Annotated in this window: 18 protein-coding genes and 1 other annotated feature; of the genes, 5 read left to right on the top strand and 13 right to left on the bottom strand. The window is 39.3% G+C overall.

The window, feature by feature from the left end:
- Window positions 1–176: 176 nt before the first annotated feature.
- The 3 genes from clpB to rluD all read right to left on the bottom strand — a co-directional run bounded on the left by clpB (window position 177) and on the right by rluD (window position 4,589).
- Complete coding sequence (gene clpB / locus DD649_RS12520) at window positions 177–2,750, bottom strand: ATP-dependent chaperone ClpB (protein WP_294107359.1); 2,574 nt, start codon at window positions 2,748–2,750, stop codon at window positions 177–179.
- A gap of 127 nt (window positions 2,751–2,877) precedes the next feature.
- The gene (gene yfiH / locus DD649_RS12515; RefSeq protein ID WP_294107357.1) at window positions 2,878–3,612 is read right to left on the bottom strand and encodes a purine nucleoside phosphorylase YfiH; all 735 of its coding nucleotides are present in this window, start codon (window positions 3,610–3,612) and stop codon (window positions 2,878–2,880) included.
- Entirely contained in the window at window positions 3,612–4,589 is a 978-nt protein-coding gene (gene rluD, locus DD649_RS12510; protein WP_294107355.1) for a 23S rRNA pseudouridine(1911/1915/1917) synthase RluD, read from the bottom strand. The genes yfiH and rluD overlap by 1 nt, the downstream gene beginning before the upstream one ends.
- Window positions 4,590–4,728: 139 nt before the next feature.
- Here rluD and bamD point away from each other — a divergent pair, with 139 nt between their 5' ends.
- The 3 genes from bamD (at window position 4,729) to pheA (ending at window position 7,611) form a co-directional block, all read left to right on the top strand.
- Window positions 4,729–5,460: an outer membrane protein assembly factor BamD gene (gene bamD, locus DD649_RS12505; RefSeq protein WP_294107354.1), complete on the top strand. Its 732-nt coding sequence runs from the start codon at window positions 4,729–4,731 to the stop codon at window positions 5,458–5,460.
- 329 nt (window positions 5,461–5,789) lie between these two features.
- Window positions 5,790–6,119: a ribosome-associated translation inhibitor RaiA gene (gene raiA, locus DD649_RS12500; protein WP_294107352.1), complete on the top strand. Its 330-nt coding sequence runs from the start codon at window positions 5,790–5,792 to the stop codon at window positions 6,117–6,119.
- A 169-nt stretch (window positions 6,120–6,288) separates the two neighbouring features.
- Window positions 6,289–6,412: a sequence feature (Phe leader region), on the top strand.
- Between the two features lie 26 nt (window positions 6,413–6,438).
- A complete protein-coding gene (gene pheA / locus DD649_RS12495; protein ID WP_294107350.1) occupies window positions 6,439–7,611 on the top strand; it encodes a bifunctional chorismate mutase/prephenate dehydratase in 1,173 nt (390 codons plus the stop codon).
- 57 nt (window positions 7,612–7,668) lie between these two features.
- Here the strand turns inward: pheA and DD649_RS12490 are convergent, their stop codons facing one another.
- The 8 genes from DD649_RS12490 to ffh all read right to left on the bottom strand — a co-directional run bounded on the left by DD649_RS12490 (window position 7,669) and on the right by ffh (window position 15,954).
- Window positions 7,669–9,228: a methyl-accepting chemotaxis protein gene (locus tag DD649_RS12490; protein ID WP_294107348.1), complete on the bottom strand. Its 1,560-nt coding sequence runs from the start codon at window positions 9,226–9,228 to the stop codon at window positions 7,669–7,671.
- A gap of 313 nt (window positions 9,229–9,541) precedes the next feature.
- Window positions 9,542–10,663, bottom strand: coding sequence for a bifunctional chorismate mutase/prephenate dehydrogenase (gene tyrA / locus DD649_RS12485; RefSeq protein WP_294107346.1), 1,122 nt, complete (start codon window positions 10,661–10,663; stop codon window positions 9,542–9,544).
- 13 nt (window positions 10,664–10,676) lie between these two features.
- Complete coding sequence (locus DD649_RS12480; RefSeq protein ID WP_294107344.1) at window positions 10,677–11,771, bottom strand: 3-deoxy-7-phosphoheptulonate synthase; 1,095 nt, start codon at window positions 11,769–11,771, stop codon at window positions 10,677–10,679.
- A 670-nt stretch (window positions 11,772–12,441) separates the two neighbouring features.
- Window positions 12,442–12,795 (bottom strand): 50S ribosomal protein L19, encoded by a 354-nt coding sequence (gene rplS, locus DD649_RS12475; RefSeq protein ID WP_294107341.1) that lies wholly within the window; start codon window positions 12,793–12,795, stop codon window positions 12,442–12,444.
- A 42-nt stretch (window positions 12,796–12,837) separates the two neighbouring features.
- The gene (gene trmD / locus DD649_RS12470; RefSeq protein WP_294107339.1) at window positions 12,838–13,602 is read right to left on the bottom strand and encodes a tRNA (guanosine(37)-N1)-methyltransferase TrmD; all 765 of its coding nucleotides are present in this window, start codon (window positions 13,600–13,602) and stop codon (window positions 12,838–12,840) included.
- 38 nt (window positions 13,603–13,640) lie between these two features.
- Complete coding sequence (gene rimM / locus DD649_RS12465; protein WP_294107338.1) at window positions 13,641–14,189, bottom strand: ribosome maturation factor RimM; 549 nt, start codon at window positions 14,187–14,189, stop codon at window positions 13,641–13,643.
- 18 nt (window positions 14,190–14,207) lie between these two features.
- Entirely contained in the window at window positions 14,208–14,456 is a 249-nt protein-coding gene (gene rpsP, locus DD649_RS12460; protein WP_294107337.1) for a 30S ribosomal protein S16, read from the bottom strand.
- Between the two features lie 136 nt (window positions 14,457–14,592).
- A complete protein-coding gene (ffh, locus tag DD649_RS12455; RefSeq protein ID WP_294107336.1) occupies window positions 14,593–15,954 on the bottom strand; it encodes a signal recognition particle protein in 1,362 nt (453 codons plus the stop codon).
- A gap of 417 nt (window positions 15,955–16,371) precedes the next feature.
- Between ffh and DD649_RS12450 the strand changes: the two genes are divergently transcribed.
- Both DD649_RS12450 and DD649_RS12445 read left to right on the top strand, forming a co-directional pair.
- Entirely contained in the window at window positions 16,372–17,163 is a 792-nt protein-coding gene (locus DD649_RS12450; RefSeq protein WP_294107335.1) for an inner membrane protein YpjD, read from the top strand.
- Window positions 17,164–17,215: 52 nt separating this feature from the next.
- Window positions 17,216–18,502 carry a CNNM domain-containing protein gene (locus DD649_RS12445; protein ID WP_294107334.1) on the top strand — a complete coding sequence of 429 codons (1,287 nt, stop codon included), beginning with the start codon at window positions 17,216–17,218 and terminating at the stop codon, window positions 18,500–18,502.
- Window positions 18,503–18,591: 89 nt separating this feature from the next.
- Here the strand turns inward: DD649_RS12445 and luxS are convergent, their stop codons facing one another.
- Entirely contained in the window at window positions 18,592–19,107 is a 516-nt protein-coding gene (gene luxS / locus DD649_RS12440; protein ID WP_294107333.1) for an S-ribosylhomocysteine lyase, read from the bottom strand.
- Window positions 19,108–19,260: 153 nt separating this feature from the next.
- Complete coding sequence (gene gshA, locus DD649_RS12435; protein WP_294107332.1) at window positions 19,261–20,820, bottom strand: glutamate--cysteine ligase; 1,560 nt, start codon at window positions 20,818–20,820, stop codon at window positions 19,261–19,263.
- Window positions 20,821–21,035 lie beyond the last annotated feature (215 nt).

Below are 21,035 nucleotides of genomic sequence, written 5' to 3'. Positions count from 1 at the left end.
AAATTCTGGCAAGTGTTTTTTTGCATTTTTATTTTAACTGATTATCTTTCATACTTTACGCCCATTTATCCATCAAAAACTGAGAGATTAGCCTTAATTTGATAAAAAAATGGCGGCTATCAAAGCCGCCATTCAGTTTATCTATTGAATCTAAAAATAATATCGCAATTAATTTATTACTGTTTCGCTACGATTTCATTATTTTCTACATCTAATGTTACAGGGATGCCAGGGATTAACCTACCTGACAATATCTCTTGTGCCAGTGGATTTTCAATTTCCTGTTGAATCGCACGTTTCAATGGCCTTGCCCCATATATTGGATCATAACCTGCTTCACCAATTTTCTCGAGAGCAGCAGCCGTTGCTGTCACTTCATAGCCATGTTCTTCAAGACGTTTATATAAACGAGCAAGTTGAATATTGGCAATATTCATAATTTGCTCTTGGCCTAATGGATGGAACACAACAACTTCATCTATACGGTTAATAAATTCAGGTCTGAAACTATGGGCAACAACTTCCATCACCATATCTTTCATTTCTGAATAACCAATCATGCCAAACCGCTCTTGAATCAAATCAGAACCAAGGTTTGATGTCATGATAATTACCGTATTACGAAAATCGACAGTTCTACCTTGACCATCAGTTAAACGTCCATCATCCAATACCTGTAATAAGATATTGAATACATCAGGGTGAGCTTTCTCAACTTCATCCAATAAAATAACTGAATATGGACGACGTCTTACAGCTTCTGTTAAATAGCCGCCTTCTTCATAGCCAACATAGCCTGGAGGTGCCCCAACCAAACGAGAAACTGAGTGTTTTTCCATAAATTCAGACATATCGATACGAACCATCGCATCATCGCTATCGAACATAAAATTCGCTAACGCTTTACATAACTCAGTTTTACCTACACCTGTTGGCCCTAAGAACATAAAAGAACCAATCGGACGGTTTGGATCGGCTAATCCTGCACGGCTACGTCGGATAGCATTTGATACAGCAACAACGGCCTCATCTTGGCCAATTACTCGTTGATGTAGCTGTTGCTCCATACGCAATAGTTTTTCTCTTTCACTTTCTAACATTCTTGAAACTGGAATACCTGTCCAGCGTGCAAGAATTTCAGCAATTTCAACATCAGTAACTTTATTACGTAAAAGCTTCATGCTTTTACCTTCTGCCTTGGTTGCAGCATCAAGCTGTTTTTCCAATTCAGGTATACGACCGTATTGCAACTCAGACATTTTAGCTAAATCACCCACACGACGTGCTTTTTCCATTTCAATACGGGTGTTTTCTAATTCAGCTTTAATGTGCTGCGTACCTGTCAATGACGCTTTTTCAGCTTTCCATTCTTCATCTAAAGAAGAATATTCGCGTTCTTTTTCAGCTAATTCTTCTTCAAGCATTTCGAGACGCTTTTTACTTGCATCATCAGACTCTTTCTTCAATGCTTGCTGCTCTAGCTTTAACTGAATAATTCTACGTTCTAATCTATCTAAGGATTCTGGTTTCGAATCCATCTGCATACGTAAACTCGCGCCAGCCTCATCAATTAAATCAATCGCTTTGTCTGGCAACATACGGTCAGTAATGTAACGGTGCGATAGCGTCGCTGCAGCTACAATAGCTGGGTCGGTAATTTGCACATGGTGATGCAACTCATAACGCTCTTTCAACCCACGTAAAATTGCAATGGTGTCTTCAACTGATGGTTCTGCCACATATACTTTTTGGAAACGACGCTCTAAAGCCGCATCTTTTTCAATATATTGGCGATATTCATCCAGTGTCGTTGCACCTACGCAATGTAGTTCACCACGAGCAAGTGCAGGTTTCAACATATTACCTGCATCCATTGCACCGTCAGCTTTACCTGCACCGACCATCGTATGCAACTCATCAATAAATAGAATGACGCTACCCTCTTGCTTAGCAAGGTCATTCAACACGCCTTTTAAACGTTCTTCAAATTCACCGCGATATTTAGCACCAGCGATCAGTGCCCCCATATCCAGTGATAATACGCGTTTATTTTTTAAGCCTTCCGGCACTTCACCATTAACAATACGTTGTGCTAAACCTTCAACGATGGCCGTTTTACCTACACCTGGCTCACCAATTAAAACTGGATTATTTTTGGTACGACGTTGTAAAACTTGAATAGTACGACGAATTTCGTCATCACGCCCAATCACTGGGTCTAATTTGCCTTGTTCTGCTCGCTCAGTTAAGTCGACAGTATATTTTTTCAAGGCTTGACGCTGATCTTCAGCGCTTTGGTCATTCACTTTTTCTCCGCCTCGCATCTGTTCTATTGCCTTTTTTAAGTTATCTTTATTAACACCTGCTGCTTTGAGCATATCTGCTAATGTTGTATTGGCTTCTAAAGCGGCAAGTAGAAATAATTCTGAGGAGATAAACTCATCTCCATGCTTTTGTGCTAGTTGATCGCACAAATTCAAATGACGCATTAAATCACTTGATGGTTGAACATCACCAGCAACACCTTGTACTTGAGGTAAACGCGTCAATGCATCTTCAATCTTTTGCTTAAGCTGTACGGCATTAACACCTAAAGTTGTCAGCAAAGGACGTACAGTGCCACCTTCTTGGTTAAACAAAGCACTGAGTAAATGAATAGGTTCTATAAACTGGTTTTCACGCCCAAGGGCTAATGACTGGGCGTCAGCGAGAGCTTGCTGGAATTTATTAGTTAAACGGTCCAGACGCATAACACCTCCGATAATAAATGGGATTAGAATTGCTACTGGAAATAAGATGAGGTCTATTTTTGAATTTTCAAGTTTTAGGTGCGATTATTTTCAATATAGTTGTTAAATTAGAACAAAAAACCATTTACTAGTTATTTATCCATATTAGTGAAGCCATTCTCCCCGTCTTCCCCTCACGTCGATAGGAAAAAAATCTGTTTTCTTCAGTCACAGTGCAAAAAGAACCACCATAAATAGATATTATACCGACTGCTTGCAACTTTTTTCGCGCTAGTAAATAGATATCCGCCAAGTATTTATCACCATGAGAGGTAAAAGCTAAACTCAATTCAGACGATTGATTAAGAAATGCGTCTCTAACTTCAGCACCAACTTCAAATTTTTCAGGCCCAATTGCAGGACCAAGCCAAGCCATGATTTCATCTGGTGGACAAGAAAATTGAGCAACGGTATTTTCAAGGACACCGTTGCATAATCCACGCCAACCAGCATGAGCTGCCGCGACTTCAGTTCCATTTTTATTACAAAATAACACAGGCAAGCAATCTGCGGTCATGATCGCACATACTTGCTCTGCCCTATTAGTATAGACAGCATCTGCTTGTTTGCTTTTAATTATGCCGTTATCTAAGTGTAATACAGTGGTACCGTGCACTTGCTCAAGCCACAACGGCTGCTGTGGCAACTGAGCAAGAGAAATCAGTCTGCAACGATTTTCACTAACAGCCTTAGGATCATCATCAACATGACAACCTAAATTCAGACTATCAAACGGTGGCAAACTTACGCCACCAATACGAGTAGTACTGCAGCTTGCTATATTTTTAGGCTGTGGCCAGTCAGGAAAAATCAATGCGCTCATTACCAATCCATATTGTCTTTATGTAATTTAGTATCCGCTTTTAAAGCGTCGATTAATTTTACCATATCATCAGGCAATGGTGCATGCCACTCCATTTGGATCCCTGATATTGGATGAAATAGACGCAACATCGTGGCATGAAGCGCTTGTCTATCAAAACCACGCATCACTTCTAAAAACTCATCTGTAGCGCCTTTTAATGGGCGAGGTCTGCCGCCATATAACGCATCACCAATAAGAGGATGATTAATATGAGCCATATGAACGCGGATTTGGTGTGTTCTCCCAGTCTCTAAACGCAAGCGCAAGCGTGTATGTGCTCTAAAGTGTTCCATGACACGATAGTGTGTAATCGCTGGTTTTCCCATTGGATGAACCGCCATGTGGGTCCTTTTAGTTGGATGCCTTGAAATAGGTTCCTCAACCATGCCACCTGCTGTCATTCTGCCAACAGCAACAGCTTCATACTCACGTGTAATTTCTCTCAATTGTAGAGCTTCGACCAAATGCGTTTGAGCAGGAACCGTTTTCGCCACGACCATCAAGCCTGTCGTGTCTTTATCTAAACGATGAACAATACCAGCTCTTGGCACATCGGCAATTTCTGGATAGCGATATAATAGTGCATTAAGTATCGTGCCATCAGGGTTGCCCGCACCCGGATGAACAACTAAACCGCGAGGTTTATTAATAACTAAGATATCATCATCTTCATAAACTACATCTAATGGAATATCTTGAGGCTCCCAGCGTTTATCTTCTTCAATAAGCGCATCGACTAAAATTTGTTCGCCACCTAAAACTTTTTCCTTTGGCTTATTGATAACTTTGCCATTAACCTGCACTCTATCAGCTAAAATCCATTCTTTTATGCGTGAGCGTGAATAATCAGGGAACAATTCGGCCAAAGCCTGATCTAAACGTTGACCGAGCTGTGATTCAGCGATGGTTGCACTAAGTTGTACTTGTTGAGCCATAAATTAATCTACTTTTTTCGTGTTTGTATTTTGACGGCGCTGCCGTTTCATTTAAAATATATGCTATTGTAACCCGAATCTTTGCCGGGAGCCTTATGGATAGACTCCCTCGAAACACTCAGAGGATAACCTACACGTGATGATACGTATGAAACATCTGGTGGCTGCTGCCACGTTAAGCCTGGTTCTCACCGGGTGCTCCAGCAATAGCGAGATCAGCCCTGATAGCTCCCCAGCTGAAATTTATAGTACGGGTCAGCAAAAATTACAGGATGGTAACTATAAAGCTGCGATTAAACAGTTTGAAGCTTTGGACAATCGCTATCCGTTTGGCCCATATGCCCAGCAGGTTCAATTAGACCTTATTTACGCCTATTATAAATCCGCTGAGCTACCAATGGCGATAGCCGCGATTGACCGTTTCATGCGTTTAAATCCAACACATCCAAACATAGACTATGTTATTTATATCCGTGGCCTAACGGCTATGGCATTGGATGACAGTCTGCTGCAAGGCCTCTTAGGTATCGATCGTTCTGATCGTGATCCTCAGCATGCGCGTGTTGCATTCAAAGATTTCAGCCAACTCGTTCGCTACTATCCTAACAGTCTTTATTCAAATGATGCTAGCAAGCGTCTAGTATATCTAAAAGATCGTTTAGCTAAGTTTGACCTGTCTGTCGTAGAATACTACAACAAACGGGGTGCATATGTCGCGGTTGTTAATCGTGTGCAGCAAATGCTAAAAGACTATCCAGATACAGAAGCAACACGTAACGCTTTGGCGTATATGGAAATTGCTTATAATCAGATGGGACTAGATCAAGAAGCAAATAAAGTTGGCAGCATTATAGCGGCTAACCCTCAGTAACATCTTGGTAAGATCTAAAACAGCAGCCTTGGCTGCTGTTTTTATTTCATCGCTAATTATCATAACTTGCTATCTATTAATCTGCTTTCAGATAACCTAAAATTTTACCCAAAAAGAGTACCGACCATTAACCGTTACGATAGTCAACTCTGTCAGTTTCTCCTAATCAAGTAAATTTGGCAATCCTTTTCATTCCCTTTTTTATGCAAAATCACACTTCAGATGGCCAACTCACTACTCCTCATTGAAATGTGATCCACGTCAACTTTTCATCATGAATTATGGGTATTCTAAATACATTAGAGACGGAAACAATGAGAGGTAACTATATGATAGTGAACATTACTAGTAAGCAAATGGATATTACCCCAGCAATTCGTGAGCACATTGAAGACCGTCTAACAAAACTCGATAAGTGGCAAGTTTCCCTGATTAATACCCATGTGGTGTTATCAAAAGAACCACAAGGCTTTATGGTTGATGCCAACATAAAAACAGCTACGGGTAAATTAGTAGCAAGCGCCAAACATGAAGACATGTATGTTGCAATAAATGAACTGATTAACAAACTTGAAAGACAACTCAATAAAGTTCAACACAAAGGAGAATCAAGAAGGGCTAACAATAGTGTAAAAGAAGCGAACATTGTTACGTTATAAGTAGTTACGTTATAAATAGTTACGTTATAATTTTATATTATCTATCAACTTATCTTGAAACTTTGCTAACGCGCTCATTACGGGCGCGTTTTTTGCTAGTTATTCTTTTTAATTGACTTTCTCCTAGCTATCAGGTCTATTTAACAGATGTTTAATTATAGGTGTTATAGATGAACTTCAATTCTGTCTTCTTTTTCTTCTTTTTTAGCTACTCTTAAATAAGGGGCTTTTGTCGTTCGAGAAAAAAAAGAAGACAATATTTTAAAGCCCCCTACTTAGGGGGCTTTTTTATTCAATAATATTTTATAGGGTGGGTTGGATGGAAAATAGCAATAATTTATTAAAAGTACGTGAAAAAATCACTCTATTAGATAGTGAGCTACTCAACCTTCTAGCAAAACGTAGAGGTTATGCAGTCGAAGTCGCTGAAACTAAAATTGATGATAATCGTCCAATTCGTGATAAAGAACGTGAGCGCCAATTACTCGATATATTGATTAACAAAGGAAAGCCATTAGGATTAGATGGCTTCTATGTTACTCGATTATTCCAAATGATAATTGAAGATTCAGTACTCACTCAACAAGCTATCCTACAACAGCACCTAAATTTGACACCGAATGATTCGGCGAGATTTGCTTTTTTAGGTCCTAAAGGCTCATATTCACATATTGCTGCTCGCCAATATTCAGCTCGTCACTTTGACCAATTAGTTGAATGTAGCTGCCATAAATTCCAAGATATTTTCTCTCTCGTGGAAAGTGGCCAAGCTGATTATGGTATTTTACCTATTGAAAATACCAGCTCAGGTGCAATTAATGACGTTTATGATTTACTACAAAATACGTCGCTATTTATTGTAGGCGAGATCCGACTGCCAATTAACCATTGTTTACTTGCTATGGGAAACACAGATTTAAGTAAAATAGATACTATTTACAGCCATCCTCAACCTTTCCAGCAATGTAGTCAATATTTAGCTCAATACCCTCATTTGAAAATAAAATATTGCGATAGTACATCCACGGCGATGCAAATGGTGGCAGAACTGAATTTACCGAATGTCGCAGCTTTAGGTAGTGAGGCTGGTGGCGCACTATATGATCTTAAAGTTCTCGAGCATAATTTAGCTAATCAACAAATCAATATGACTCGTTTTATTGTTGTCGCGCAGCAAGCAATTGAAGTCACAGAGCAAGTTCCAGCTAAAACAACTCTATTAGTAACTACTGGTCAACAAGCGGGTGCATTGGTCGATGCCTTAATTATTTTAAAAAATAATAAGATAATTATGAGTAAACTAGAATCTCGACCAATTAATGGTAAGCCATGGGAAGAAATGTTTTATGTCGATGTGCATGCCAATCTACGTTCAGATAATATGCAGCAAGCATTAAAAGAATTATCGACAATTACTCGTTCAATAAAAATACTCGGATGCTACCCTTCTGAAAATATTGTGCCAGTTGAACCTGAGAAAATCATACCTTAATAAATAAGCTGCCCTATAACCCTATAAGTAGGGCAGCTTATTATATAAAATTTAATTTTACTCTTGTGTAACAGGCTTTGAATTCACACGAAAATAGCTCGCTAGCTCTTTCAAATGAAACGCTTGCTCATTAAGAGAGCCTGCGGCAACAACGGATTCTTCAACTAAACTTGCATTTTGTTGCGTCATTAAATCTAACTGCCCCACTGCACTATTAATTTGTGAGATACCGTCACTTTGTTCACGACTTGCCTGCCCAATTTCTTGTAGCAATGCATTCATTTCTTGTACGCTCGCTACCATACCGTGAATTTGGTTACTTGCCTTTTCGACTAGTGACATACCGTCTTTAGCTTGAGATGATGAGTTATCGATTAATCCTCGAATATCATTTGCTGAAGCTGCACTTTTTTGTGCTAACAACCTCACCTCCCCCGCAACAACAGCAAAACCTCGCCCGTGTTCTCCGGCTCTTGCCGCCTCAACCGAGGCATTTAAAGCAAGGATATTTGTTTGAAATGCAATCGAATCAATCAAATTAATAATATCGGTCATTTGTGCTGAAGAGGTATTGATGGCTCGCATTTTATCAGTGAGCTGGATCATCATTCGACCATTGTCTTTTACCGCGATCTCCGCATTGTTTGCCAATGAGGTCGCTTCATGAGTGTGTTCTGTTGTATTTTGTACCGTTGAAGTAATCTGCTCCATAGAGCTCGCTGTTTCTTCTACAGAAGCCGCTTGCTCTTCAGTTCTTGCCGCTAGATTTTGATTTCCTGCAACTATTTGACCCGCAGCAGCTGAAATACTTTCAGAACCATTTTGCATTTCTTGTACAATTTCCAACAACCGGGCTTTCATATCTACAAGAGATTCCAACAAAACCCCAGTTTCATCTTTAGACTGTATTTTAATATCTTTAGTTAAATCACCACTCGCAATTGCTTGAGCAAAACCAACTGCGCTATCTAATGGACGAGTAATGCTGATCGTTATAAACCATCCCATTGCACAACCTATAGCGATACTCACAAAGGACAATATTGCTAATAAAACTTTATTTGTTTCATAGTCTTCATTAACTTGATGCCCTACCTCCTGCATATCCAAATCCTGAATTGACATTAACGTTTGAATTTGTTCACGATAATCACGCTGAATACTCAAAGTTTTTGTCATCATTTCATCAATAGCAGCCTGACGATTATTTTGATTCAATAACTCCATAATGCGTGCTTGTGACTCATGGAATTGTTTTCGAATAAGATGGAGATCAGATAATGCTTCTTTTGAGCGACTATCTGTTACGCTATTATCGAGCTTCTCAATGAGACTGGTAATATTTTGACTAATTTTAGCTAACTCTTCCTTGCGCTTATCACTGCCGCGGTCATCAAGTAAAATAAGTTGCTGCATAGCAATATAAGAATAAAAATTATCCATCATTTGCCCTGCTGTCGATGCGATAGGATAACTTTTAAATAGAACTTGTTGCATACCTTCATTAGCTCGGCTTAAGTTTACCGATGAAAATATAGAACTTAAAACGATGAGGGTTATAAATACACCGAATGCAATCGTTAATTTAATACTAATCTTAAGATTTTTAAAAGACATATAGTTACCACACTTATCATCATTTAATGAATAGTGTTATCGGTATAAATCGGGGGATCTTTATCAGATAAGTCGACTAATTTATAAATATCAATTTGAAAAATTGATTAATTTAAATTTATACAATAGATTAATTCAATAGCGAAGTAAGGCAATCGATTCATTCACCATAAACTATGATAATAAGTAAAATTACTTATTTTAAATAAATTTAATCATATGGAATGAAATTCAGCATAAAAATAATTAATGAAAAGAAAAATGCGTTATCCCTTAGAGACACTTTTGTCCTAAGGGATATTATAATATTACATTATTTACGATTATCATTAGCGCGTTGCAATAACGACTGACTTTCTTTCATAAAATGATGAGCATCTTCGCCAAACCACTGGCTAACTTTATTAAATTGCTCTATAAATTCTGCCTTATCATTTCGTTCGAGCATTTCAATCGATTGCCCTAATAAACGATAGTAGCGGCGAATAAGCTCAACATTTTCATCTGAAGACATAATGATATCTGCGTATAGTTGAGGATCTTGGGCAAATAACCGCCCTACCATCGCCAATTCTAAACGATAAATAGGTGAAGAAAGCGATAGTAATTGTTGTAAATCGACTTCTTCATTTGCTAAATTTTGTCCATAAGCAAAAGTCGTAAAATGACGCAATGCTTGGATAAAGCTCATATTCTTATCATGATCTTCAGCAGTAATCTTTTTTAGTCTAGCTCCCCAAACTAATAATTGCTCAAGAAACCATTGATAGGACTCGGCATCTCGACCATCACAATAAGCAAAAACTTGTTTTGCCACACTATCGACATCAGGTCCAAACATCGGGTGTAACCCGAGAACAGGGCCTTCATGAACAGTAAGCATTGCTTCTAATGGTTTTTGTTTTATCGAGGCAATATCAATAAGGATCGTGCTTTTATCCAGTGAGGGTAATTGATTAATGACATTCACCGTCAAATGAATCGGTACACTAATAATAACGACACTTGCCCCAGCAACGATAGATTTTGCTTGAGGCCAATCATTTTCACCTAAGGTTTTTACCTGATATCCCGATAAAGTGAGTAACCGATTAAATAATCGTCCCATTTTACCGTCACCACCCACGATAACGATGGGGCCGGCAGATGGATTTAGTGTTTTAAAACCTTTATCATTTTCACGCGCATAAGATTCTCGCATAATCCGCCTGAGCACATCTTCAATTAAATCAGGCGGAACCCCCATACGCTCGGCATCAAAACGGCGAGCGGCTAACATGCTCGACTCGCGTTCCGGTACGTAGATTGGTAATCCATACTGACTCTTTACTTCACCGACTTCAGCAACAAGCTGTAACCGCTTAGCCAATAATTCCAGTAAAGATTTATCAACCTCATCAATTTGGTCCCTTAAATGGGATAATTCAACAGACATACCAATACCTTGCTTAGCTTACTTTGCTTAATTTTCGTGCGCGTTGTTCAAGCATAGGTAACATGGCTTGATGTAGATTACGCAACACAGATTCCGTTGTTTGCCAATCAATACAAGCATCTGTCACAGAAACACCGTATTTCATGGTGTCACGTGGCTGTTCAGAGGTTTGATTCCCCTCATTGATATGACTTTCCACCATAATACCTGTAATTGACTCATTACCATTAGTTATTTGTTCAATGATAGAATCAATAACCAATGGCTGGCGACGGTAATCTTTATTTGAATTACCATGGCTACAATCGACCATTAATGACGGTTCAAGCCCTGCTTTTTTCATTTCTGCTTCACATGCAGCAATATCTTCAGCACTGTAATTAGGTGTTTTACCGCCACGTAAGATCACATGACCGTTCTCGTTGCCTTTTGTATGCAATAAACAAACTTGCCCTGACTGATTAATTCCCATGAAACGGTGTGGCATTGCAGCCGCTTTCAGCGCATTTATCGCAGTTGATAAACTACCATCAGTACCGTTTTTAAAACCAACTGGCATTGATAAGCCTGAAGCCATTTCTCGGTGAGTCTGCGATTCAGTTGTTCTAGCGCCGATAGCTGACCAACTAAATAAATCACCTAAGTACTGAGGATTATTAGGATCAAGTGCTTCTGTCGCGAGCGGTAATCCCATATTGACTAAACTTGTCAGTAAGTCGCGGGCAATATGTAATCCTTTTTCCATTTCAAAAGAACCGTCCATAAAAGGATCGCTGATTAATCCTTTCCACCCCACAGTAGTACGAGGTTTTTCAAAATAAACACGCATCACAATATATAAGCTATCACTTAACTCTGCGGCTAGACTTTGTAAACGCTCACCATATTCAATAGCGGCATCTACATCATGAATTGAGCAAGGACCACATACCACGAGTAAGCGCGGATCACGCTGATGAATTATATCAGCGATAATTTTACGCGATGTCGCAATGGCATGCAGATTGTTGTGACTCAGTGGAAACTTATGTTTCAGGCTTTCAGGAGTAATAAGAACCTGTTCATCTTGAATATTCACATTATTGAGTACATCTTTTTGCATGATCATTTTTTTACCTATTTAGCTTATTATTTATATATTGTGTTTAAGTGCGTAAGCTATAACATACCATGGTACGTAAAGAATTCAATCCATTAATGTAAAATAATTCCATATCTGTAAACAATAAATTACAGAAACGCAATCCACTGAATAAACAGAGGTTTTAATTAAAATTAATATTTAAAATATTTAAAAATGAGTTTTAAACAAAAAATCGTATAGTTAAGTTTACAAAAATAGAAAGTAACGAAATCACATTTATTTAGAATGGTATTGTGAAGAAGAAGGTTATTCCTAATCTATAATTCAAATAGTTCAAGTTGTAGCAAGGAGGCAAATGAATGAGACGCAAGGAGCGTACATGAGGACTAGTGCAAATAAATGTTACTAACACAGACACGGCGCGAAATATAACTTCTTAACTCTATTTATATTTATTCTATTTATTCTATTTATTCTATTTATTCTATTTATTCTATTTATTCTAAATAGTTCGTGTTGTGGCTAGGCGGCAAAGTGAAGACAGTGCAGGGAACATACACAAGTATGTGACTTGCGTGGCTGAATGAAGCCAACACCGCCACGGCGCGAAATATGACGAATATATGACGAATATAAAAAGGCCCGCATACGATGCGGGCCTTATCTTATAACTTTCGGATGTAGCGAAAGCGTATTATTTGGCGTTCAGACGCTCTTTAATACGAGCAGCCTTACCAGAACGCTCACGCAGGTAGTACAGTTTAGCTCTGCGAACAGCACCACGGCGTTTAACAGCGATGCTATCTACGACTGGTGAGTGAGTTTGGAATACACGCTCAACACCTTCGCCGTTAGAAATTTTACGAACAGTGAATGCAGAGTGCAGACCGCGATTACGAATAGCGATAACCACGCCCTCAAATGCCTGCAGACGTTTTTTAGAGCCTTCAACGACCCATACCTTAACTTCCACGGTATCACCCGGACGGAATGAAGGTAAGTCTTGCTTCATCTGCTCTTGTTCAATTTGTTTAATAATGTTGCTCATAATAATTCTCTTACCCTAGGTAAACTGATATGTTTAGACAACTTAATTGTCTAGATTCATTTGTTGCTCAGACTGATATTCATTTTGAAATTCAGTCAGCAACATCCTCTGCTCGTCAGTCAGAGCTAGGCTTTTCAGAAGATCAGGTCTTCTAAGCCAGGTTCGGCCAAGCGATTGTTTCATGCGCCAGCTATTTATTCGTGCATGGTTCCCTGAAAGTAGTACTTCCGGAACCTGCATATCGTCTAACACTTCAGGGCGAGTATAGTGAGGACAATCCAACAAGCCATCAGCAAAAGAATCTTCTTTAGCAGAGGCTTGATGCCCAAGTACTCCAGGTATAAACCGAGAGACTGAGTCTATCAACACCATAGCAGGGAGTTCCCCACCACTGAGAACGTAATCACCGATTGACCATTCTTCATCAACTTCGGTTTGAATGATCCGCTCATCAATACCTTCATAACGGCCACAAACTAGAATTAACTTCTCGCTTGTTGCCAACTCACAAACTCCGTCTTGACTAAGTTTGCGCCCTTGAGGAGAAAGATAAATAACCTTTGCACCTGCACCGGCCTCAGTTCGTGCTGTCTGGATTGCATCCTTTAACGGTTGCACCATCATCAGCATGCCTGGACCACCACCATAGGGGCGATCATCGACTGTTTTATGGTTATCGTGTGTAAAATCTCGCGGATTCCAACACGACACAGTCAGCAGGCCGTTCTTAACTGCCCGACCAGTTACCCCGTACTCGGTTATTGCGCGGAACATTTCGGGAAACAGGCTAATTACACCAATCCACATGACTTAGTCCCACTCATTAACACCGTTCAACCGGAGATTTAAAAACCAGGATCCCAATCCACTTCAAGAAGTTTAGCATTGAGATCGACATTCTTGATAACCTGCCCATCAAGGTACGGAACTAACCGTTCCTTGATACCGAATGCATCTTTTAAATTCGCCTTGATAACCAGTACATCATTTGAACCAGTTTCCATCATATCGACAATGATACCAAGGTCATACCCTTCTAACGTAACTACATGACAGCCCATAAGGTCTTTCCAGTAGTACTCGTTATTGTCTAATTTAGGAAGTTGAGATGAATCAACGACAATTTCAAAATTAGTCAAAAGGGTTGCTTCGTCGCGGTCATTAAACCCACTTAGCTTGACAATGACATCCTTGTTGTGATGTTTCCAATCTTCAATCTCAAGATGTTGCCATTGACCTGAACGTTGGATAAACCAAGGTTGATACTCAAAAATACTTTCAGCATGTTCGGTGGAAGAAAAAACTTTGAGCCAACCACGAATACCATATGCGGCCCCTAGTTTTCCCAAAATAATTGGGTTCGTAGGAGGCAGTAGTTTAGTTTGCTTGCTCATTGTTACCACCGTGACAGATTAAGCTGCTTGTTTAGCTTGTTTGACCAGTTGTGAAACACGGTCAGAAATAGTTGCACCTAAACCAACCCAGTGCTCAATACGGTCAAGATCTAAACGTAGTTCTTCTGCTTGACCTGATGCGATCGGGTTAAAGAAACCGATACGCTCGATAAAACGACCGTCACGCGCATTGCGGCTATCAGTTACAACGATTTGATAGAACGGACGTTTTTTAGCGCCGCCACGAGATAAACGAATTGTTACCATAACATCCTCATTAGTTAATAAAACAACCAGACTCCATCGAGGGATAGAGTCCGGTTGTTATATAAAAAGCCCGAAAAGTTTACTCACTTTGACGCAAAAATCAACCAAAAGTGCATATTGTTTGAGGCTTTATTGCTTAACGCCCCGGAAATCCCGGAGGCATCATACCCTTCATACCGCGCATCATCTTGGCTAAGCCGCCTTTTTTCATCTTTTTCATCATGCGCTGCATATCATCAAATTGTTTTAAGAGGCGATTAACCTCTTGTACTGTTGTACCAGAACCAGCTGCAATACGACGCTTGCGTGAACCTTTGATAATTTCAGGTTTTGCACGCTCTTTACGCGTCATTGAGTTGATCATCGCTTCCATACGAACAGTAATTTTATCATCCATTTGGGATTTAACGTTATCGGGTAGTTGGGACATGCCTGGCATTTTGCTCATCATGCTTGCCATACCACCCATATTACGCATTTGTTTTAACTGACTTAAAAAGTCGTTTAAATCAAAGCCATCACCTGTTTTAAGCTTTTTAGCCAGTTTTTCTGCTTCATCGCGGTCAACTTTGTGCTCAATCTCTTCAATAAGAGATAAAACATCGCCCATACCTAGGATACGGGAAGCTACGCGCTCAGGGAAGAATGGCTCAAGTGCTTCTGTCTTTTCACCAACCCCTAAGAACTTAATTGGCTTACCAGTAATAGCACGAATAGATAACGCCGCACCACCACGAGCATCACCATCGACTTTAGTTAAAACAACACCGGTCAGTGGTAGTGCTTCATTAAACGCCTTTGCAGTATTGGCAGCATCTTGACCAGTCATCGCGTCTACGACAAACAATGTTTCTACTGGGTTGATAACACGATGAACTTCTTTAATTTCATCCATCATCGCTTCATCAACGTGCAAGCGACCCGCAGTATCCACTAATAGCACATCATAAAACTGAAGTTGTGCGTGTTTTAATGCTTTTTGTACGATAGTAACGGGTTTTTCTTGAGTATCAGAAGGGAAAAAATCAACACCAACTGATTCAGCTAATGTTTCCAACTGCTTAATCGCCGCAGGGCGATAAACGTCAGCGGAAACCACTAAAACTTTTTTCTTTTGTTTTTCTTTTAAGTGCTTACCCAGTTTTGCAACGCTAGTTGTTTTACCCGCACCTTGTAAACCTGCCATCAAAACAACAGCTGGCGGTTGGGCAGATAAATTTAACTGATGGTTTTCTTCTCCCATCGCGCGCGTAAGTTCATTTTGAACGATTTTAATGAACTCTTGACCAGGAGTAAGACTTTTATTGACGTCTTGCCCTACTGCGCTATCTTTAACTTTCTGAATAAAATCACGAACAACTGGTAAAGCGACGTCGGCTTCAAGTAAAGCCATACGCACTTCGCGCAATGTATCTTTAATGTTTTCATCAGTCAGACGTCCGCGCCCGCTGATATTGCGCAAAGTGCGCGATAGTCTGTCAGTTAAATTATCAAACATATGTATTAGCTCAATTCTGTTTATGGGCCTAAGTTACAACCTGATATGGTTGCTAATACGATTAATTACAAGTCATTAAATACGGGTTCTACATTACAAGGTATTTGATGTCATAATTAAAAAATAACGATTTGCTTATCATTAATCCAATATGTAAATCGATTACAGCAAAAGCTAACCCTAAAAATAATTTGGCTAGTGTATCATATCCGATGTTTTTCCGCTGCTCTGTGTTTTGATCTGATTTTACAGGTTATTATGGATTTACTTTTATCATTGATGATCAATTAAGCAGTATCATGAAATGCTATCTACAACTAATTATACGTCGTTCAAGCGACCAATGGTTGGAGCCTACCCTTGCACGAGTTATACTGTAAATAACTTTCCACTAAAAATGAATAACGACACTATACTATGCCCGTATTTGCAGTCATAGCAGTTTGTACATACATGATCAGCCTACTGCTGATTGTTCCTAGTCAGGTTCGTAAGCAGCCTCTATATCGCCGACTAGCTCTTTTATTAGCCATTATCGCGCTGATAACTCATGCTATTACTCTAAAACTACTCATCTTTAGTGAGTCTGAAGGACAAAATCTCACATTACTCAATTTGGGTTCTGCGGTTAGTTTACTGATGTGTGTGATTATGACTGTTGTCTCCTACTGGGGACGTGCTTGGTATTTAACACCTGTCGTTTATAGTTTTGCGATTATCAACCTGATGCTTTCAACCATCATGCCTGGCGAATTTATTACACACTTAGAAGCCAGCACACCATTATTTATTCATATCGGTTTAGCATTATTAAGTTATGCGACCTTACTCATTGCGGCTTTATACGCATTTCAAGTGGCAATTATTGACCATCAGCTTAAAAATAAGACACTTAAGTTTAGTTCTGATATGCCACCAATGATGGTTGTTGAAAGAAAAATGTTTCATATCACCCAAGTCGGGGTAATTTTGTTGACCCTGACACTGTGTACTGGATTTGTTTATATGGATAATATTTTCGATAAAGAAAATATTCATAAATCTGTGTTATCAGTTATTGCATGGTTTGTTTATATCACCCTGCTTTGGGGACATTTCCATGGTGGATGGCGAGGGAAACGAGTTTTATTTTTCCACGTTGCCGGCTCAATTATTTTAACCATGGCTTTTTTCGGTAACCGTCTGTTACAACAATTTATGATCGCTTAGTTTTTGGCTTAATACTCAATTATGCCGATAAATTGCAATAAGGAATCTTGTTTTGGATGATGTGTCTACAAGTACGCTAATCATCATACTGATAGTTTTAATTTTTTCATCAGCCTACTTCTCTGCATCAGAAACTAGCATGATGACGCTAAACCGCTATCGTTTAAAGCACTTAGCTAAGCAAGGCAATCGCTCTGCAATACGCGTCGAAAAACTATTACAGCACCCCGATAAGCTATTAAGCCTTGTGCTTATCGGTAATAACCTCATTAATATTGTCGCATCTGCGCTTGCAACAATCATCGGTATACGCCTCTATGGTAATGCTGGTGTTGCTATAGCAACGGGTATTCTCACCTTTGTTATTTTAGTTTTTGCTGAAGTCATGCCTAAAACTATCGCGGCGCTCTACCCTGAAAAGATAGCCTTTCCAAGCAGTTATATATTAAAACCACTTCAAAAAATCATGACGCCAATTGTATGGATGTTCAATGCAATTACGGCCATCTTTATGCGTTGTTGTGGCATAAAATCATTGGTGATTCGCAGTGATGCAGTTAATAAAGAAGAACTGCGAACAATTGTTAATGAATCAAAAAATAAATTAAGCCGTCGAAATCAGGACATGTTGATTTCTATCCTAGATTTAGACAAGGTCACTGTCGGTGACATCATGCTACCAAGGAATGAAATTGTTGGGATTGACGTCAATGATGATTGGAAATCAATTGTCAGACAGCTTACCCACTCGCCCCATGGCCGTATTGTGCTTTATCGTGATTCTCTTGATGATGCTATCGGTATTCTCCGGGTACGTGAAGCCTATCGATTAATGGTAGAAAAACAAGAATTTAATAAGCAAAATTTAATCAAAGCCGCTGATAATATTTATTTTATTCCTAACAGCACTCCCTTAAATCTTCAGCTTGTTAACTTTCAACATAACAAAGAAAAACTTGGGATTATTGTTGATGAGTATGGAGAGATCCAAGGCCTAATTACCGTTGAAGATATTCTGGAAGAAATAGTGGGTGACTTTACAACTTCAATGTCTCCGTCTTTAGCAGAAGAAGTTATGCCTCAAAGCGACGGTAGCGTACTTGTGGATGGCTCGGCTAATATTCGCGAGCTGAATAAAGCTTTTGATTGGAATCTCCCTATAGAGGGTCCTAGGACCATTAACGGGATGGTGTTAGAGGCTATTGGCGATATTCCTCAACCAAATGAGCAAATTTTGATTGGCCACTATGTTATCGAGGTCTTGCTAGTAAGTGATAATATCGTCAAACAGGTAAGGATCAGTCCATTAGCATTCAATGCTCAACCTCCTGAATTTTAACTTGTTTAATTTGTTACGCTATTTCATACAAATAGAGCCTTAAATGATTTAAGGCTCTATCTTTTTGAATCAATTATTGTATCCAATAATTAAACATGTAATTGCGCTAACTTATCTTCTGGAAGTGCTAAATCGTCGTTTTTATTAATACCAATTTTTGTATTAATCACATTACGGGCGATTTGCTGTGCTTCTTCCAATGAGTGCATTTGGCAAGTTCCACATTGATAAATATTTAATTCAGGAATTTTATTTTGATCTTTGACGTTCAAAACATCCTGCATAGCGGCTTTCCAAGCATCTGCAACACGCTGCTCGTCAGGCTGACCGATTAAACTCATATAAAAGCCTGTACGACATCCCATTGGCGATATATCAATAATTTCAACACCATTACCATTTAGATGGTCACGCATGAAACCTGCAAACAAATGCTCTAGAGTATGAGTCCCTTTTTCAGTCATTGCTTCTTGATTTGGAACGGTAAAACGCAAATCGAATACGGTGATCGTATCACCGCTCGGCGTTTGCATGGTTTTTGCCACGCGAACAGCAGGTGCAGCCATACGCGTATGATCTACAGTAAAACTGTCTAATAACGGCATTTCGTGACCTCCTAGAAGATAAAAAAATATTTATAGAATAAATGAAACTATTTAAAAAATACGCAGTCTGAATTACTGAAAGACGCACATTTTTATTATCATCCCTGATTCTCTAAGATTTTTTATTTGGCCACTTAATGTGGCCATTTTCTTTTAACGTCCTGCGTGCGTATGCAGGTAGTCTTCAAAACTTTCCGTTTCGTTTTGTTCCATCAACGCTTGCTTTTCAATTGAAGCCAATCGAGCTTGTTCAAATTGCGCTTCTGTGATCACTTCGTAAGGTTCATTAATCAACTGCTCAAAATATTTCTCAGCTAGTTCTAAACCATAACCACCGATCCCTTTATCCAACATTTCATCCATCACTAATGCCGAATATGTCAAAGTTGGATCTTCAAACATCGCCACGAACTGATGACAAACTTCCTGATATTTTTCATCACAGCAAGTATCCAAAACTTCAGCAACACGAATAAGATCTTTAAAAAGTTGCTGTCCGACTTCAACGAGAGGCTTAACTTCACTACCACAGCCTAAACCAATTACTTGTCCCGGTTTTCGACCTTCAAGGATCACTCGATTCCAATTTTGACGACTACAATCTAACTCCTGAGCATTCATCTCAGGTGCATCAGCAAGTACGCACCATATTAAGAATAGATCAACAAATCGAGCTTGTGTTTCATTTACACCAATTGCACTAAATGGGTTGATATCGAGAGAACGCACTTCAATATATTCAATACCACCGCGGATTAGCGCATCCGAAGGCGATTCGCTGCCTTTTGGCACACGCTTAGGACGAATTGGTGCGTATAACTCATTTTCAATTTGTAGCACATTCGTATTTAACTGAATGTACTTACCCTCTTTCTTCACACCAAGTTGTTTAAATTCTTCAGATGGCTTGTGAATCGCTTTTTTAAGACTTTCGACATATTCCTCTAAATGATTAAACGTGATGTTTAAATCACTTTGAGATTTATTGGTATAACCAAGATCGCTCATTCGCAATGATGTCGCATATGGCAAGTAATACGTACCACATTCGGTTTTATTGAAAGTTAGCATGGTGTCTCTATCTTTAAGGAAAGAGCCACAAATAGCGGGTGATGCGCCGAATAAGTATGGAATAACCCACCCAAAGCGATAGTAGTTTCTAATAAGGCGCAAATAGCCATCAGAAATCTTATCTTTACCGCTTTCTTCGTCTTCTACCCCTGCCCAAGCTTGCCAAAACTCAATAGGTAAAGAGAAATTATAATGCACCCCTGCAATTGTCTGCATCAATGCACCGTAACGATTTTTTAACCCTTCACGATAAAGTGTTTTAAAACGTCCTACATTGGAAGAACCATATTGAGCAAGCGTAATTTTTCCTTCGCTTTCAATAAAGCACGGCATACTCAAAGGCCACATTCTTTCATCTTTAAGATGACGAGCAGTATAACGATGCAAATCTCTCAAAAATGCTAAATTATGGCTGATGCTTTTATCTACAGGTGTAATAAACTCAAGCAACGACTCTGCAAAATCTGTCGTGATCCACTTATGTGTTAGCGCCTTTCCCAGCGCTTCAGGATGCAATGTCTCTGCAATAGAACCTGTTGGAGTAACACGCAAGGTTTCACGCTCAATACCGCGTTGAATGCCATTGAGTGCTTTTGGGTGCGCCTCTAACCATGAGAGCGCTTTAGATACGTCCGGGATCAAATCGACCTCCCGCCTGTGATTTAGTTTTATGTTATTAAGGCAATTACTTTAGCTTAAATCACATAAATTGTCGCTGTCTAGATGTGTGGTTTATCGATGAATGGTGTAATAGATAGGTAAGTGAATGTGATATGCAAAATTTTAGATAAAAAAAAACTCCTCAATATGAGGAGTTTCTTAATGATGGTGCAACCGGGAGGATTCGAACCTCCGAC

The organism is Providencia sp. (assembly GCF_003533305.1).
Taxonomy (GTDB): Bacteria; Pseudomonadota; Gammaproteobacteria; order Enterobacterales; family Enterobacteriaceae; genus Providencia.
This window is presented reverse-complemented; position numbering and strand designations above follow the sequence as displayed.